Origin of the sequence: Paenibacillus sp. FSL R5-0378 (assembly GCF_038009285.1) — a bacterium.
Lineage (GTDB): Bacteria > Bacillota > Bacilli > Paenibacillales > Paenibacillaceae > Paenibacillus_AQ > Paenibacillus_AQ favisporus.
This window is the reverse complement of sequence record NZ_JBBPAY010000001.1, coordinates 3,215,930-3,232,627: the sequence shown is the minus strand read 5'-3', so window position 1 is coordinate 3,232,627 and position 16,698 is coordinate 3,215,930. Positions and strand designations below refer to the sequence as shown.

At 57.0% G+C, this 16,698-nt stretch carries 16 protein-coding genes; 2 read left to right on the top strand and 14 right to left on the bottom strand.

All coding sequences use genetic code 11. The features are described from left to right. Window positions 1-26: 26 nt before the first annotated feature. The 11 genes from smc to MKY74_RS15095 form a co-directional block, all read right to left on the bottom strand. Window positions 27-3,596 (bottom strand): chromosome segregation protein SMC, encoded by a 3,570-nt coding sequence (gene smc, locus MKY74_RS15145; RefSeq protein ID WP_076168240.1) that lies wholly within the window; start codon window positions 3,594-3,596, stop codon window positions 27-29. 156 nt (window positions 3,597-3,752) lie between these two features. Further along, on the bottom strand, window positions 3,753-4,460 hold the full coding sequence (gene rnc / locus MKY74_RS15140) for a ribonuclease III (RefSeq protein ID WP_076168242.1): 708 nt from the start codon (window positions 4,458-4,460) through the stop codon (window positions 3,753-3,755). A gap of 12 nt (window positions 4,461-4,472) precedes the next feature. Beyond that, a complete protein-coding gene (gene fabF / locus MKY74_RS15135; RefSeq protein ID WP_089546522.1) occupies window positions 4,473-5,711 on the bottom strand; it encodes a beta-ketoacyl-ACP synthase II in 1,239 nt (412 codons plus the stop codon). A gap of 120 nt (window positions 5,712-5,831) precedes the next feature. Then, window positions 5,832-6,065: an acyl carrier protein gene (acpP, locus tag MKY74_RS15130; RefSeq protein ID WP_019638123.1), complete on the bottom strand. Its 234-nt coding sequence runs from the start codon at window positions 6,063-6,065 to the stop codon at window positions 5,832-5,834. Window positions 6,066-6,164: 99 nt separating this feature from the next. Further along, a complete protein-coding gene (fabG, locus tag MKY74_RS15125; protein ID WP_076168247.1) occupies window positions 6,165-6,914 on the bottom strand; it encodes a 3-oxoacyl-[acyl-carrier-protein] reductase in 750 nt (249 codons plus the stop codon). A 45-nt stretch (window positions 6,915-6,959) separates the two neighbouring features. Next, entirely contained in the window at window positions 6,960-7,898 is a 939-nt protein-coding gene (fabD, locus tag MKY74_RS15120; protein ID WP_076168249.1) for an ACP S-malonyltransferase, read from the bottom strand. Window positions 7,899-8,012: 114 nt separating this feature from the next. Then, on the bottom strand, window positions 8,013-9,002 hold the full coding sequence (locus tag MKY74_RS15115) for a beta-ketoacyl-ACP synthase III (RefSeq protein ID WP_144025357.1): 990 nt from the start codon (window positions 9,000-9,002) through the stop codon (window positions 8,013-8,015). Window positions 9,003-9,013: 11 nt separating this feature from the next. Continuing rightward, window positions 9,014-10,012 carry a phosphate acyltransferase PlsX gene (gene plsX, locus MKY74_RS15110; protein ID WP_076168255.1) on the bottom strand — a complete coding sequence of 333 codons (999 nt, stop codon included), beginning with the start codon at window positions 10,010-10,012 and terminating at the stop codon, window positions 9,014-9,016. Beyond that, window positions 9,996-10,592: a transcription factor FapR gene (fapR, locus tag MKY74_RS15105; protein WP_076168257.1), complete on the bottom strand. Its 597-nt coding sequence runs from the start codon at window positions 10,590-10,592 to the stop codon at window positions 9,996-9,998. The genes plsX and fapR overlap by 17 nt, the downstream gene beginning before the upstream one ends. Window positions 10,593-10,819: 227 nt before the next feature. After that, entirely contained in the window at window positions 10,820-10,993 is a 174-nt protein-coding gene (rpmF, locus tag MKY74_RS15100) for a 50S ribosomal protein L32 (RefSeq protein WP_036645943.1), read from the bottom strand. A gap of 62 nt (window positions 10,994-11,055) precedes the next feature. Continuing rightward, window positions 11,056-11,565 carry a YceD family protein gene (locus MKY74_RS15095; protein ID WP_076168259.1) on the bottom strand — a complete coding sequence of 170 codons (510 nt, stop codon included), beginning with the start codon at window positions 11,563-11,565 and terminating at the stop codon, window positions 11,056-11,058. 176 nt (window positions 11,566-11,741) lie between these two features. On the opposite strand from MKY74_RS15095, the gene MKY74_RS15090 reads away from it, so the two are divergent. Beyond that, complete coding sequence (locus MKY74_RS15090; RefSeq protein ID WP_076168261.1) at window positions 11,742-12,974, top strand: nucleotidyltransferase; 1,233 nt, start codon at window positions 11,742-11,744, stop codon at window positions 12,972-12,974. On the opposite strand, the gene MKY74_RS15085 is transcribed toward MKY74_RS15090, so the two are convergent. After that, window positions 12,964-14,004, bottom strand: coding sequence for a SepM family pheromone-processing serine protease (locus MKY74_RS15085; protein WP_076169558.1), 1,041 nt, complete (start codon window positions 14,002-14,004; stop codon window positions 12,964-12,966). The genes MKY74_RS15090 and MKY74_RS15085 overlap by 11 nt on opposite strands. 102 nt (window positions 14,005-14,106) lie before the next feature. Here MKY74_RS15085 and MKY74_RS15080 point away from each other — a divergent pair, with 102 nt between their 5' ends. Then, a complete protein-coding gene (locus MKY74_RS15080; RefSeq protein WP_076168264.1) occupies window positions 14,107-15,339 on the top strand; it encodes a nucleoside recognition domain-containing protein in 1,233 nt (410 codons plus the stop codon). On the opposite strand, the gene coaD is transcribed toward MKY74_RS15080, so the two are convergent. Next, the gene (gene coaD, locus MKY74_RS15075) at window positions 15,336-15,830 is read right to left on the bottom strand and encodes a pantetheine-phosphate adenylyltransferase (protein WP_076168267.1); all 495 of its coding nucleotides are present in this window, start codon (window positions 15,828-15,830) and stop codon (window positions 15,336-15,338) included. The two genes, MKY74_RS15080 and coaD, sit on opposite strands and share 4 nt — an antisense overlap. After that, entirely contained in the window at window positions 15,814-16,428 is a 615-nt protein-coding gene (gene rsmD, locus MKY74_RS15070) for a 16S rRNA (guanine(966)-N(2))-methyltransferase RsmD (protein ID WP_076168269.1), read from the bottom strand. Before rsmD ends, coaD begins: the two co-directional genes overlap by 17 nt. Window positions 16,429-16,698 lie beyond the last annotated feature (270 nt).

The following is a 16,698-nucleotide window of genomic DNA, read 5'->3' as shown; positions in this document are numbered from 1 at the left end:
TCCTCCATCTCTAAGGTTGAATATGCTTAAGCAATTTCCGCTTCGTCGTCTTCCAGCCGCACAGACACCAGCTTCGATACGCCGCCCTCTTCCATCGTAACCCCGTACAGGACGTCGGCTTCTTCCATCGTTCCCTTGCGGTGGGTCACGACGATAAACTGGGTCTGCTCGGAAAATTCACGGAGATACTGCGCGAACCGTGTCACGTTCGCTTCGTCGAGCGCGGCTTCGACCTCGTCCAGCACGCAGAACGGCACCGGCTTGACCTGCAAAATCGCAAACAGCAGCGCCATCGCCGTCAACGCCCTCTCTCCGCCGGAGAGCAGCTGCAGGTTCTGCAGCTTTTTGCCCGGGGGCTGGGCCACGATGTCGATGCCGGTCTCAAGCAGATGCTCCGGATCCAGCAGCACCAGATCCGCCCGGCCGCCGCCAAACAGCTTCACGAAGACGGTACCGAACTCGCGGCGGATGGCGTCAAAGGTATGCTTGAACCGCTTCGACATTTCGTCATCCATCTCGCGGATGACCTCATAGAGCGTCGTCTTCGCTTCCACCAGGTCCTGCTTCTGCTCATTCAGGAATTCGTACCGCTCGTTGACCCGCTGGTATTCCTCGATCGCACCGAGGTTGACGTCGCCCAGCGCGGTGATGCCCCGCTTGAGCTCGCGCACCTCGGTCTGGACCGCAGGCACGTCCTCCGGAATCGGATAGCGCTGCTTGGCCAGCTCGTAGCTCAGCTCGTAATCGTCGCTGAGCTTCTTCAGAATGTTCTCCAGCTCCACGTCAAGCCGGTTCACGCCGATTTCGGTCTGGCGCAGCTGATCCTCCACCGCCTTGAGGCGCGTCCGCTGCTCTTTCGTTTCGCTCTCTTCCAGCTCCAGCTTCTTCGACAGCTGCGTCCGGGCCGCCCGCTTGAAGTCCAGCTGCTCGGATGCCTGCTCCTTCTTGAGCCGGTACCGGTTCAAATCTTCGATCTGCTGAATGGATTCCCTCGCGTTCGTCTCCAGATCCGCCTCGATCGAAGCAAGCAGCGTCTTCGTCTGGCGCAGCTCTTTATCATGCGAATTGAATTCGCTTTGCATTCGTTTTAACTGCTCCTCCAAGGAGAAGCATTCCTGATCCAGCTTGCCTTCCCTGACTTTAAGCTGGGTAAGCTGGCTCTGCAGCTCCTCCTTCGCCGATTCGCTCGCCTTGCGGGCAAATTCAGCAGCTTGGATGGCTTGATGCGTCGCCTTTTCTTCTTCCTCCAGCTCGGCCAGCTTCTTGACAGCATTCGCCCGGGCTTCCTCAAGCTCCTTGTTCTCCTCGTTAAAGCCAGTCTTCTCCTGATCGGCTACTTCCACCTGCTCCAGCACATGCCGCAGCTCATGCTCCAGCTGCTTCAGGTCGCTGGACAAGCGCTGTTCCTCGATGCGCTTCTCGTCGCCGGACTGGCGCAGCTCGTCCAGCTTGGCCTGCGTTTCGGTCAGCTGAACCTTGACCTCCTGAATGCTCTGGCGGAGCTTGCGCAGCTGAACCTCCGTATCGTTGATCTCCTGATCGAGCTGGTCCAGCTGGCGCTTGCGGCCGAGCAGGCTGCTGTTCTTCTTATGCTGGCTGCCGCCTGTCATCGAACCGCCGGCATTGACGACGTCGCCTTCCAGCGTGACGACCCGGTAGCGGTATTGGCATCTGGCGGCAATCCGGTTCGCCACTTCCAGGCTTTCCGCGATGATAACGTTGCCGAGCAGGCTGCCGACGACCGGCGCATACCGGCCGTCGAACTGCACCAGGTCGGCCCCGATGCCGACGAAGCCTTCCACGCCTTCCACCATCGAGCGGTCACCCGCCGAAATGTTGCGGGGCCGGATGACGTCGAGCGGCAGGAAGGTCGCGCGGCCGAGCTGCCGCTGCTTCAGGAAGGAAATCGCCTGGCGCGAGACCGCTTCATTATCCATGACGATATGCTGAAGGGATGCGCCGAGCGCGGTTTCCATCGCCAGCTCCAGCTTCTCAGGCACGCGGATCAGCTCGGCCACAGCCCCGTGCACGCCGGACAGGATGGAGCGCCGGGACGCTTTCAGCACTTCCTTGACGCCCAGCATAAAGCCGTCAAAATCATCGGCCATCTCTTTCATCGTATCCCGGCGGGATACCTGAGCTTCGCGCTTCTGCTCCCATTTGCGGAGCGTGCCCTGGCTCTCGTCCAGAAGCCGCTGCAGCGATTGATACCGCTCGCTCTCGCTTATGTACCCGCCGCGCAGCTCGCGGATTTCCCCGCCCAGCTTCTCGATGGCCGAATCCAGCTGCTGCTTGCGCTTCAGCAGCTCCTCCTTCTGGGTTTCCCACTTGCCGGTTTCCTCCGCGGCGCGGTTCATCCGGCGGGAGAGCGCCTCCTGCTGCTGATCCGCATAGCGGATCTCGTTGCGGGTCTGCGCCATCTGGTTCATCAGCTCCAGCAGCGTCCCCTTTAACGTTTCTTCCTGCTGCTGGCTGATGCCTCCAGTCACGCCGGCCAGCTTCGATTCTTCGGCCGACAGCTGATCCCGAAGCGCCTTCAGCTCGTCCCGCGACGCTTCCAGCTTGGAATTCAGCAGGTCGATTTCCGCTTTGCGGTCTTCGAATCTCTCGTCCCCTGCCGTCAGCGACCCGGCCAGCTGCTCCCGGTTCGCTTCCAGGTTTCGCTTGCGTTCGCGGAGCACCTCTGCATAGCCTTCGCTTTTCTCATAAGCTTCGCTGTACTGAAGCAGCTCACCCTGCAGCGTCTCCACTTCTTCCTCCAGCTTGCGGAGTTGGGCGCGGTCGCTCTCGAGCTTGGCGTCATGCGCCGACACGACGGTGGACAGCTGAAGCTGTTCTTCCTGCAGCACGGCGAGCTTGGCATTCGCTTCGCTCCAGGAGGCGTGAATCTGCTCGATCTGGTACACGTAGAGCGAAATTTCTTTATGCTTCAACTGCTCCCGCAGCTGTTTATAGTGGATCGCCTTCTCGGACTGCTCCTTCAGCGGACCGATCTGATCCTCCAGCTCAACGACCAGGTCGTGGATCCGAACCAGATTCTGCTCGGTCTCATCCAGCTTGCGGACGGCGTCCTTTTTACGGGATTTATATTTAACGATGCCCGATGCCTCTTCAAAAATACCTCTGCGGTCTTCGGACCGGGTGCTCAAAATCTCCTCGATCCGGCCCTGACCGATAATGGAATATGCCTCTTTGCCGATGCCTGTGTCCATGAACAGCTCCGTGATGTCCTTCAGGCGGCAGGACTGCTTGTTGATAAAATATTCGCTGTCTCCGCTGCGGTGCACACGGCGCGTCACAGTCACCTCGTTAAAATCGAGGGACAGGGCATGATCCTCATTATCCAGGGTCAGCGACACCTCGCCGAAATTGACGGCTTTGCGCGCATCGCTTCCCGCAAAGATAATATCCTCCATCTTGCCCCCGCGCAGCGACTTGGCACTCTGTTCCCCGAGCACCCAGCGGATGCCGTCGGAAATGTTGCTCTTGCCACTGCCGTTGGGACCGACGACAGCCGTAATTCCGCGGACAAATTCCATTTCCGTTTTGTCGGCAAACGATTTGAAACCGGCTAATTCGATCCGTTTTAAAAACATATTCCCTCAATCACCTCTAAACCTAATAATACCACAACATTGCAGCTTGCGAGGACAAGCATATTCCCAATGAATAAAGAGCAAAAAGCAGTCTGAAGGCTCTTCCTGCCATCCATCCGAAAGGCGACTGCTCTTTGCTCTTTGTTTGTCCATGCTTTACAGGGAGCCGTTACCGGCCAGCTTCAGCTGCTTCAGCGCTTCGGCCGCAGCCTGCTGCTCCGCCTCTTTCTTCGAGCGGCCCGATCCTCTTCCCACACGCTCATTCCCCATATACACCTCGGAGACAAACTCGCGTTCATGCGCCGGACCGCGTTCCTCCACAATCCGGTATTCCAGAACGCCCATGTTATGGTGCTGCGTCAGCTCCTGCAGCTCTGTCTTGAAATCGCTCATGTGCACTTTGCCGCCCTCTTCCAGCAGCGGAAACACGTAGCGGTCCAGAAACGCCCGCGCCGCTTCCAGGCCTTGGTCAAGGTACAGCGCTCCTACAAACGATTCAAACACATCCGCAAGCAGGGCCGGGCGGGTTCTCCCGCCGGTCAGCTCTTCACCTTTTCCCAGCAGAACGTACTGCCCGAACTCCAGCTGCTCGGCAAATTTCACCAGCGACGGTTCACAGACGATCGCCGCACGCAGCTTGGTCAGCTCTCCTTCGGGCCGGTTCGGAAACAGATTGTACAAATACTCGGAAACCGTCAGCTCCAGCACGGCGTCGCCCAGAAATTCCAGGCGCTCGTTATCCTGCTGCTGGCTGAAACGGTGCTCATTGACGTAGGAAGCGTGGGTAAAAGCCTGCTTCAACAGCAGCCGATTGTGAAATTGGATTTGAAGTTTCTGTTGTAACTGCTTCAGATCTCCACTCAACAAATCGTCCCCTTACTGCTCGAATTTCTTCAGGATTACAGTGGCGTTGTGGCCGCCGAATCCAAAAGAGTTAGACATGACAACGTCCAAATCAGCCTTTCGTGCAACGTTCGGAACATAATCCAGATCGCATTCCGGATCCGGGTTGTCCAAGTTAATGGTTGGCGCCAGCATCTGGTTCTGCAGCGACAGGCCGCAAATGACCGCTTCAACGCCGCCAGCGGCTCCCAGCAGGTGGCCCGTCATCGATTTCGTCGAGCTGACCGCAACCTTGTACGCATGGTCTCCCAGCGCTTTCTTGATCGCGATCGTCTCGGAACGGTCTCCAACCGGCGTCGACGTGCCATGCGCGTTGATGTAGTCTACGTCCTCCGGCTGAATGCCCGCATCGCGCATCGCCATAGACATGCAGCGCGCCGGTCCGTCCGGATCGGGCTCGGTCATGTGGTGAGCGTCGCCGCTCAGCCCATAGCCGATCACTTCGGCGATAATGTTGGCCCCGCGTTTTTGCGCGTGCTCCAGCGATTCCAGAACGAGAATGCCTGCACCTTCACCCATGACGAATCCGTCACGGCCGGTGTCAAATGGACGGCTCGCTTTCTCCGGTTCGTCATTGCGGGTGGACATGGCGCGCATAGCGCAAAAGCCGGCCATTCCCGTCGGCCGGATGGTCGCTTCAGCTCCGCCGCAGATCATCACGTCGGCATCGCCGCGCTGGATCAGCTTGTACGAGTCGCCGATAGCGTGCGATCCGGTCGCACATGCCGTCACAGGCGTTGTGTTCGGGCCTTTGGCGCCCAGCATAATCGACAATTGGCCGGAGGCCATGTTCGCAATCATCATCGGGATGAAGAACGGGCTGACCCGCTTCGGTCCCTTCTCCAGCAAAACGTTATGCTGGTCTTCCCATGTTCCGAGGCCGCCGATGCCGGAACCGATGGATACGCCCACCCGGTTCGGATCGGAGTGCTTCTGAATATCCAGCCCGCTGTGCTCAAGGGCCGCTTTGCCGGCGACAACGGCAAACTGGACGAATCGGTCCATCTTGCGCGCATCCTTCCGGTCCATAAACGCCTCGGGATTAAAGTCTTTCACCGAAGCGGCAATCTGTGTAGGGTAGTCGCTGACATCAAAGGATTCGATCTGGGACACACCGGATTTGCCTTCCATCAGGTTATTCCAGAAAGTGTCCAAATCGTGGCCCAGTGACGTAACAACACCCATCCCGGTAACAACCACTCTGTGCATCAATAAGTTCACCTCTATATAAACAGCATCTGCAAAATCAATTATCCTATTTGTAAAGCCGATTCACTTGGAAAATGAGGAGAAGTCCCGCCTGTAAGAGCAGTACGGGACTTATCAAATGACTTAGGTATGAGATTGTATGTAGTTTACAACTTCACCTACGGTCGTAATTTTCTCTGCATCTTCATCAGAGATTTCCAGATCGAATTCATCTTCCAATTCCATCACCAGTTCAACAACGTCGAGAGAATCAGCACCAAGATCATCTTTAAAAGATGCTTCCAGTGTAACCTCGGCTTCGTCAGCACCCAAGCGATCGACGACAATGCGTTTTACACGCTCCAATACATCGGACATCCGGTTCACCTCCTCTTTGGTATTATACGAGAAAAGTTTTCAAAATGCCATAGACGCAATGAAAACGGTTATCTCGCTGTTTTTCCTAGATTTCCGGTATTACATGTACATACCGCCATCCACATGAAGCGTCTGCCCTGTCATGTAGGATGCCCCTTCCGTCGCTAGGAAAACCACGACTTTGGCAATTTCTTCAGGCTGTCCGAGGCGGGCGAGCGGAATGTCTTCCAGCATCTTCGCCCGGAGATCCTCAGGCAGCTCTCGTGTCATATCGGTATCAATAAAACCTGGTGCGACACAGTTAACGGTGATGCCACGCGAGGCGAGCTCACGCGCAGACGATTTGGTTAGGCCAATTACCCCCGCTTTGGCGGCGACGTAATTGGCCTGCCCGGCGTTGCCCAGAACACCGACGACCGATGAAATGTTGATGATCCGGCCGTAGCGCTGCTTCATCATCGGACGGCTGACTGCTTTGAGGCAGTTGAACACGCCCTTCAGATTCGTTTCGATCACCTGATCGAATTCTTCCTCTTTCATGCGCATCAGCAAGTTATCCCGGGTAATCCCCGCATTGTTGACCAAAATATCGATTTTGCCCCACGCTGCAACGACCTCTTTAACGAGATCTTCGGCCTGTTCGCTTTTACCGACATTGCCTTGAACGGTGATCGCCTCCACGCCAAGCGCACGGATCTGCTCCGCGACCTCCTTGGCGGCGGCTTCGCTGCCTGAATAGTTGACGGCTACGTTAGCCCCGGCTTCGGCCAGCGCAAGCGCGATGCTGCGGCCGATCCCGCGGGAGCCGCCGGTAACGAGTGCTGTCTGTCCCTGTAAAGGCTTAGACATGCCCATTCCTCCTTTCCTAGAGTATACCCAAAGATTCCTGCGTAATCATTGTTCAAGACTGGCCTTGAGCGTCTCCAGGCTGTCCAGGCTGCTTACGTTAATCAGCTTGACGGATTTATCCGTCTTTTTGATCAAGCCGGTCAGCACGTTTCCGGGACCGATCTCGACAAACGTATCCACCCCTTGGGAGATGAGATAGGTCACCGTATCCTCCCACAGCACGGGAGAGTATACCTGCTCCACCAGCAATCCGCGGATTTCCTCCGCAGACGCGGCCGGACGGGCCGTCACGTTCGCAATCACGGGAATAGCCGGTTCATCGAAGTGAAGCGGCTGCAGCTTCCCGCCCAGCTTCTCGGCAGCCGATTTCATCAGCGAGGAATGGAAAGGTCCGCTTACCTCAAGCGGGATCGCTCTTTTTCCTCCGGCTTCTTTCACGCGCTCGCCCACAAGAGCGACGCCCTCCTTAGAGCCGGAGACGACGATCTGCCCCGGGCAGTTCAGGTTGGCCAGCTCCACGAGATGTCCTTCGGCCGTGATGCTGCGGCACAGCTCGGCCAGCGCTTCGCGTTCGGCACCGAGCACAGCGGCCATGGCCCCTTGTCCGCCCGGAACCGCCTGCTCCATAAATTCGCCGCGCGCACGGACCGTTCCTACCGCATCCTCAAAGCTCAGCACGCCGGAAGCCACCAGGGCGCTGTATTCGCCCAGGCTGTGTCCGGCGACAAAGTCAGGAGTAACGCCTTGTTCGCGAACCGCCTCGAATGCCGCAACGCTGGCCGTCAGGAGCGCAGGCTGCGTATTGAAGGTCTTCTTCAGCTCACTGTCCGGACCTTCAAAAATCATATTCGTCATCGGGAATCCCAGCACCTCGTCCGCACTTTCGAAAATGCGACGGGAAGCGGGAACCGCATCATAGAAATCTTTACCCATTCCGACGGATTGGGCCCCTTGTCCGGGAAACACAAACGCAACTTTCCCCATTGCTCAGGCTCCTCTCGTATACTTCTTGATGCAAAGCTTCTATTGTATTGCTTGAATAAGCCAATTCACTTCGTAAGCTATCGATTGATCATTCACATAAGATGAATCATATGATTACCAGATCAGCACCGATGCGCCCCAGGTCAATCCTCCGCCGAAGCCGACCATCAGCACGCAGTCGCCTTCCTTCATCCGGCCTTCCTCCGCCGCTTCCACCAGCGCGAGCGGAATGGAAGCCGCCGACGTATTGGCGTACTTATCTACGTTGATGACGCATTTATCCGGCGAAAGGTCCAGGCGCTCCATGGCGGACTGAATGATACGGATGTTCGCCTGGTGCGGCACGAACAGGTCGATATCGGCCTTCGTTTTGCCGGCCTTGCGCAGGACGTCTTCCGTGGCCGTATTCATGACGCGGACCGCAAATTTGAATACTTCGCGCCCGTTCATATAAATGTAGTGCTTCTTGCCTTCGAGCGTTTCCTGGGACGCCGGCAGTCTGGAACCGCCAGCTTCCAGTTTCAGCAGCGTACCGCCGGCCCCTTCGGCTCCGAGGTCAAAGGACTGAAATCCCCGGCCTTCGGGAACTTCGCCCAGGATGACGGCTCCCGCGCCGTCACCGAACAGCACGCAGGTGTTGCGGTCGGTATAATCCGTAATCCGCGACAGCGTGTCGGCGCCGATGACCAAAGCGTTGTTGTACATGCCGGTCTTGATAAAATTGCTCGCCGTCGCAAGGCCGTAGACGAAGCCGGAGCAGGCAGCAGACAGGTCGAACGCGGCGGCTTGCTTGGCGCCGAGCTTGTCCTGCAGAATGCAGGCCGTTGACGGAAAGAACGTATCCGGGGTGATGGTTGCGACAACGATCAGGTCCAGCTCTTCAGCCGACATCCCGGCGGACTCGAGCGCCTTCAGGGCCGCTTCATAACACAGGTCCGAAGTCGCTTGTTCCGGAGAAGCGATATGCCGCTCGCGGATCCCGGTGCGGGAGACGATCCATTCGTCGTTCGTCTCTACCATCTTTTCCAGATCGCTGTTGGTTAATATTTTCTCAGGAACGTATTTGCCTGTGCCGATGATGCCTACTGAACGTAATTTTTCCATTCTCTTGTCACTCACTTCCCGCTGATTTCCTTGGATATACTCTCAACCAGTTGATTCTGCAGTGCAACGCGGGCCTGCCGGACCGCGTTCTTGATGGCGTTGCCGTCCGCCGAGCCGTGACTTTTGACGACAAGTCCGCTCAGGCCGAGCAGAGGAGCGCCACCGTGCTCCTTGTAGTCCAGCTTGCCTTTCAAATTACGCAGCTGAGGCATAAGCAGGGCGGCCCCAAGCTTGCTGCGCATATTCTGGGTGAACTGCTCCTTCAGCAGCTTGAACATCGCGCCGGCCGTTCCTTCCACGGCCTTCAGCAAGATATTGCCGGCAAATCCGTCGCACACGAGGACGTCGCAGTTCCCGAGCATAATATCCCGGGCTTCCACGTTGCCGATGAAGTTGATCGGAAGCTCCTGCAGGAGCGGGAACGCCAGCTTGGTGAGCTCGTTCCCCTTCCCTGGCTCGGTGCCCACGTTCAACAGGCCGACCCGTGGATTCTTCACGCCCATCACCTTCTCGCGATAAAGGCTGCCCATCAGCGCATACTGCGCCAAATGCTCGGGCTTTGCGTCCATATTCGCGCCCAGATCCAGGGCCAGCACTCCGGCTTCGTCAAGCGTCGGGATCATGGGAGCCAGAGCCGGACGCTCAATCCCTTCCATCCGTCCGACAACCAGCAATCCGGTCGTCATCAGCGCTCCCGTGTTGCCTGCCGAAATCATGGCTTCCGCCTGCTTCTCCTTCAGCATCCGTCCCGCCACGACCATGGAAGCATCCTTTTTGCGCCGGACGGCTTTGACCGGTTCATCCTCGGCTTCGATTACTTCACCCGCATGATGGACCGTCAGATTGGAGGGAACCGTCCCTCCGCCTTGCTTCAGGAGCGGCAGCAACCGCTGCTCGTCCCCGACCAGAACGATCTGCGTATCTTTCCATTCGGCGGCGGCAGCCAAAGCTCCTTCCACGTTGCACTCCGGCGCATGGTCACCGCCCATGGCATCAATGGCGATCCGCATACTGTACTCCTCCTTCGCTGTTATCCTCGCCCGTCGATCTGTATATCAGAAAGTTCCCCTGGAACACCATTTCCTCGCCCACATACGTGAACACCTCAACCTTGGCCTTCCCCTTCTGGCCGGCCATAGACCGGACATAGGCTTTGGCGATGCACTTCTCTCCCAGATGAACCTGCCGCAGAAACCGGATGTCTGCCGATGCGGTCAAGGCAATCTCGTCGTTAATGAGAGCAACTGCCAGCGAGTTGGCCTGGGCGAACACATAATGTCCGCGGGCGATATGGTTTCGGGTGAACACATGTTCTTCCCGTATTTCAAAAATGGAAATGCCGCTCTTGTCCAGCTGCAGATCCACGACATCCCCGACAACCTCATCAAGCTGCAAGGAGCGAACTTGATCATAGGAGTGCTCTGCCATCTGCTTCATTCGTTCCCGCAGTTCCGGGATGCCTAGCTCCATCCGGTCAAGCCGGATCGTCTGAATGCTGACCTTCAGCTCCCGCGTCAGTTCGCGGTCGGTCACAAACGGATTTTGTTCGATAATCTTCAAAAGCTGCTGATGCCGCTGCTTCTTGGGCAACCGTTCGATGTGAGGCACCTCCCTGTCATGTCTTGTCCGTCCATGAATGTGGAACACAAACAGTCTATGAAGTTCGTCAATAGAATTCACAGGAAAAAAGAATCAATCCGGACAGTTTTCATTAGAACCTGGTACTAATGTAGTATAAAGCATGACGGGTCAAAAAGAAAGTGACAAAAAAAATAGCACCTCACCAAAGATGAAGTACTACTTGATTGTTTTTGGCATTACTGCGAAATGATTTCTCTTGATTTATACGTTCCGCACACTTTGCATACGTGGTGAGCAAGCTTCAATTCTCCGCATTGTTCACATTTCACCATGCCCGGCACTGCCAGTTTAAAGTGAGTACGACGCTTGTCACGACGTGTCTTGGACGTTCTCCGTTGAGGTACTGCCATGTTCCCACCTCCTTATTTCAATCAACCGGGGTCCCGAAGGGCCCGGAGGAATGCATTCATGCTCATTTGAAAAAGTCTTTTAGCGCTGCAAGCCGTGGATCTACCACTTCATTGTTACAGCCGCAGGCACCTTCGTTCAAGTCTCTTCCGCACGTAGGGCACAGGCCTTTGCAGGATTCCTTGCACACGACGGTCATCGGAAGATTCAGGATAAAGGATTCCTCCACGTAAGGGACGAGCTCCACAGTCTCGTTGTCCACATATATGGTTTCATCTTCTTCGTCCTCGGCTTCCTCAGGCTGCTTCTTAAGCTTGAACTGCTCGTGGAATGGAATATCCAAATGCTCATGCACCGGTGTCAGACAGCGTGAACAGGACATGTCCAGCTGTACGGATAACTCGCCTTGAACATCCACTGTATCGGGACCGACATACGAGGCTGTAAGTTCCGCTGTGAGCGGTCCGTCGGCCTTGATGTCACCCAGTCCTTTAAGCAGCGGACTTACATCCACTTGCTGACGGAGCTGCAGCGGCTCGCTGCTGGCTGCCATTTTCCTGAATTGAAAGTGCATATACATCACTCCAAACAAACAAAAATTATTATACCGATTTCCGGGGAACTTTGTCAATAGTTTCACCTTGACCTTACGTTCCCCCTTATTGTGACTGGATGCCATTCGTTTTATGATATATTTTATAACAGCCGTTAACCACGGGTGCCCAAAATGAAACGATGGAGCTGAAGACCATGTCCGCAGTCGGCCTGATTGTCGAATATAATCCTTTACATAACGGCCACGTCCACCATTATACCAGAGCCAAGGAAGTGACGGGTGCCGAGCATGCCGTCGCGGTGCTGAGCGGGCCGTTCCTGCAGCGGGGCGAGCCGGGGCTTGTCAGCAAATACGCCCGCGCCGAAATGGCGCTGGCCATGGGTGCCGACCTGGTAATCGAGCTGCCGGCCGCATATGCCGTTCAGCCTGCCGAATGGTTTGCCTACGGCGCCGTCGCGCTGCTGAACGCCACCGGTGTCGTCGACAGCGTCTGCTTCGGAACCGAAAGCGGGACGCTGGAAGTGCTGCAGCCGCTGGCCCGCATGCTGGCTCATGAAAGCGAAGAGCTTCAAGGCCATATCGCGCACTATTTGGGCCAGGGGATGAGCTACCCTTCCGCCTACGCGGCAGCCGCCGAGGCTCTGGCGGGAAGCGGCGGCTGGAAGGAGGATATTCTCCAGCTGCTCCATAAGCCGAACCATACGCTCGGCCTGCATTATTTGATCGCGCTCGAGCGCCTTGGCAGCCGTATGCGCCCCTACACCATCCCGCGCATCCACGCGGGATATCACGATGAAGTGCCTGGGCATACGAATATAGCCAGCGCCACCGCGGTGCGCCGCATGCTGCTCGGCCCGGCCCCTGACGAGGCCGCTCCGTATGTGCCGGCCACGACGCTCGCGATTTTGAAGCGGGAATTTGCCGCCGGACGCGGGCCGATCACCTGGGAATCGTTCCGGCAGCCGCTTCTGCACCTGCTGCTCACCACACCTCCCGAGCAGCTCGCGGCCCTGCACGAAGTGACGGAAGGGCTCGAGCATCGCCTGGGCAAGCTGCTGCCGGCCCTGACGGGAGCCGATGTGGCCGGCATGCTCGCCGCCTTAAAGACAAAGCGCTATACTCATACGAAGCTGCAGCGGATGCTGGTGCATATTTTGCTTCGGCACTCAAAGGAGCAGCTCGCTCCTGCGCGTCTTGCGGAAGGCCCCGGCTATTTAAGGATCCTGGGATTCAACAAGACGGGACAGGCTCTGCTCAAGCAGATGAAAAAGACGGCCTCCCTACCGGTGGTAATGAAGCCGTCCGCCTTCTCCCATGACCAGCTGGACCTGGACCTCCGGGCGGCGGCGGCATATGCGAACGCGTACGACGCGCCGTCGCCGGACGATTGGTACCGCGACTATAGGCAGCCGCCGGTCATGATTTAGCCTGCAGCTGGTTCATATAGTCCATCGCCTGCTCGAGGGTGCTGACCTGAACCAGCTTCATTTTCGTTTTAATCTGATCCGCTTTGGCTTTCGCCTCGTTATAGTTATCTTTCGGAACGAAGAAAATATCAGCATTCTCCCGATCCGCCGCCACAATCTTATGCTGGACGCCTCCGATCGCCCCGACCGTACCGTTCTTGTCGATCGTGCCTGTGCCTGCGACCCGGTAGCCCTTGGTCAGATCCCCGGGCGTCAGCTGGTTGACGATTTCCATCGAGAACATAAGGCCGGCGGAAGGCCCTCCGATCCGCGTATCCTTGAACTGGACCTGATGGCCCGGATCTTTCGTCTTGACCGCCTGCATCGTCGCTATGGTGACCCCGAGGCCGGCCCGGGTGCTTCCCGTTTTCTGATCCTTGATCGGAATCAGCTTCAGCTTCTGCTCCAGCGTTTTGCCGCTCCGAAGCAGCTTGACGGTGACCTCATCGCCCACGTTCATCGGTTTCAGAATGCCGGCGAGCGCCGTATTGTCCGGGACCGGCTTGCCGTTGACTTCCTCAATGCGGTCGCCGGGCTTGAAGTATTTGTTGTTCACCGAATCGTCCGGCGTCGAGAACACAAACAAATACTCAGGAACGATGCTGAACGGCACCTTGGCTTCCCGGTAAGCCGCCTCCATCGCGGAGGACTGGGAGTCGCTCATCATGTAGACCTGCTCCGCCGCATACTCATCCTCGCTCATATCCCCGAGTCTCGCCTGCTTCTTGGCGACCTCATCGTTCGGGTTGAACACTGACATGACGAGCATGGCGATATTGGCGTAACTTGCCGCCACCGTCGTCATCATGAAGGTTCCGCGCTCCTCCGTATCCCCTTTGGCAATCGACAGCATCGGCTTCACCTCGTTGGCGCTGCCCGGCTGATAAATAATGTATGGTGTCGGCATATATACGCACCCGTACACCATGACTGCCACCACGAAAATGTACAGCAGAAGGCGCAAGCCCTCTCTTCTGCGCGGCCGTCTCATATTGTTGCCATCTTTCATTCCCATCCCTGCTCCCTGGTCTTATGGTTGTCTTCCCCGCATAGATTGGGTACTAGCTATGTTTACTCTTAAGAGGTGAAAATCATGAAAAAAACGACGCAGCGTCCTTCTCCCAAAGCCATGACGCTTATGCTGGGAGCGTGCGCAGCAGCTCTCGTGGCCGGTATCGTCAGTTCCCCTGCCCCCGCTTTTCAGGCTTCCCTTCAAGGCCTGAACCTATGGTGGAAAATCGTGTTTCCCGGGCTTTTGCCTTTTCTCGTCCTGTCGGAAATTCTGATCGCGTACGGATGGGTGAGCGCCCTGGGCGCTTTTCTGGAGCCGCTGATGAAGAAGCTGTTCCGTCTGCCCGGCACCGGCGGATGGGTCATGGCCATGGGGCTGACCACCGGTTTTCCGGGCGGTGCCCAGGCGGTTCAGCAGCTTCACGCCCAGGGCAGTCTTCAGGCCGAAGAAGCGGGCAAGCTCGCGGCCTTATCCCACTTCTGCAACCCGGTGATGATTCTCGTCGTGGTAGCCACCGGTCTGATGCACGATCCGGCCCTGGGCTACGGCTTGATCGCCGTTCATTGGATCGCCGGCATCCTGGCCTATCTGACCGTCCACCGACGCGTCAGAACGAAAGGAACCGCCCCTGCGTCAGACAAGCCTCGGCAGCAGCGACTGGAGGGCAAGCCTGCCCCGCTGCCTGCCCGCGTTCTTCAAGCGGCGGAGGAAGCCCGCGCCAAAGACGGACGCAGCTTCGGCCGGCTGCTTGGCGACTCCGTCACGCATGCCGTTCAGGTGCTGATGATGATCGGCGGCTACATCATTATTTTCTCCGTTGTCATCCAAATTGCCGGCCGGGTGACGACCGCCCGGCTTCCGATTCCGGATTACGCATTATCAAGCCTCTTCGAGGTTCATTTAGGCGCCCGGGACATCAGTGCCGCCGCGTTTGCTTCCGGTGGGCTGCAGTGGTCCGTTCTGTCTGCTCTCCTCGGATTCAGCGGCATCAGCGCCCTGCTGCAGTCCATGTCCCTGATCCGCAAAACCGGGGCTCCGCTTATGCCCATGGTCTGGACCCGGATTCTTCATGGGGCGTATGCCTTTGCCCTGACATGGTTGACCTGGGCTCCGCTCGCCGCATTGTTGGGCCGTATTCATCCCGTTTATTCCGAGAACGGCCCGTTCAGCGGCAGCCGCGGCCCGATAGAGGATCTGTGGGTACTGATGCCCCAGGTGCTGAAGTGGCAGGGACTCTTGCTCGCCTCCATCCTCGGCGCCTTGATCGTCCTTCTGATTGTGGTTCCCCGTCGCGCCAAAACGGTCCGGCGTTAAAATTTACTGCGCAGCGCCTTCTCCACTTCCGGCGGAACCAGATCCGTCACGTCTCCGTGATAGGCGGCGATCTCCTTGACGATGCTTGAGCTGAGATAGGAGTACTTCGGATTCGTCATCATAAAGACGGTCTCCGCCTCCGGGTTCAGCTTATGATTGGTCGACGCCATCTGCATCTCGTATTCAAAATCGGTGACGGAGCGAATGCCGCGCATGATAGCCTGGGCATTTTTCTGCCGCACATAGTTGGCCGTCAGGTCGCGGAAGCTGTCCACTTCGATATTCGGGATATGCCCGGTTACCTGCCGGATCAAATCCATCCGCTCTTCTACCGTAAACAGCGGGTTTTTGCTCCGGTTGTTGAGTACAGCAACGATCAGCACGTCAAACTGCTTCGCAGCCCGCTGGATGATGTCGAGATGCCCCATGGTTACCGGATCGAAGCTGCCCGGATATACGGCAATGCGCTGCTTGCTATTCGTTTCGCTCATCTTGCCCTCCTGCCCGCGAATCGTCGTCGGACGAATCCGCTGTATGTTCTTCGTATCTATAGATCGATACGGCCGTTTCACCGTACACCGCATGCCGGACGCAGGTAAACGAGCCGAACTCGGCGGGGTATTCGTAGCCTGACTCATGCTCCAGAACAATGACCGCGCCTTGCCGCAGCATATGCTTGTCCTGCATAAGGAGCATGAGCTCGTCCCCATTCTTCATCCGGTACGGCGGATCCAGAAAAACAGCGTCCAGGACCAGCCCCCGCTTTTCCAACGCCTTCAGCGCCCGGACCGCATCGTTCCGGTACACTTCCGCTTGTCCCTCCATCTTGGTCGCCTTGAGATTCGCCCGAATCGTCTCAATGCTCTTCGGGTCCATGTCGACGAGCACCGCCCGTTCCATGCCCCGGCTGAGCGCCTCGATCGCCAGTCCCCCGGTTCCCGCAAATAAATCGAGAACGGTCCCTCCGTCAAAATAAGGCCCGATCATGCTGAAAATCGCTTCCTTGACCTTGTCGGTCGTCGGGCGGGTACCCATGCCCGGCACCGCCTTCAGCGGTCTGCCCTTTGCGCTTCCCGAAACAACTCTCACTTGCTTTTCACCCATTCTATCGATGAAACCGCAGTTTCACTTGATCTGTCCGTATTCCGTTATTCTTCATCCTATGGCGTCATATCATGCCCAAATTTCGCGAGGGATATCGAATTTTGCGGAATACGAAATTATGACGATATCGTACCACAATCCCCGCAAGTTTGAAAAATGGCCCTTGAGGGATTTTTCATCTTTTTTGGAAAAGCAATGTATAAAACATCTCTGCCTGGGAATGCTTAAATTATCGACATCAAACGAATGTCGTAG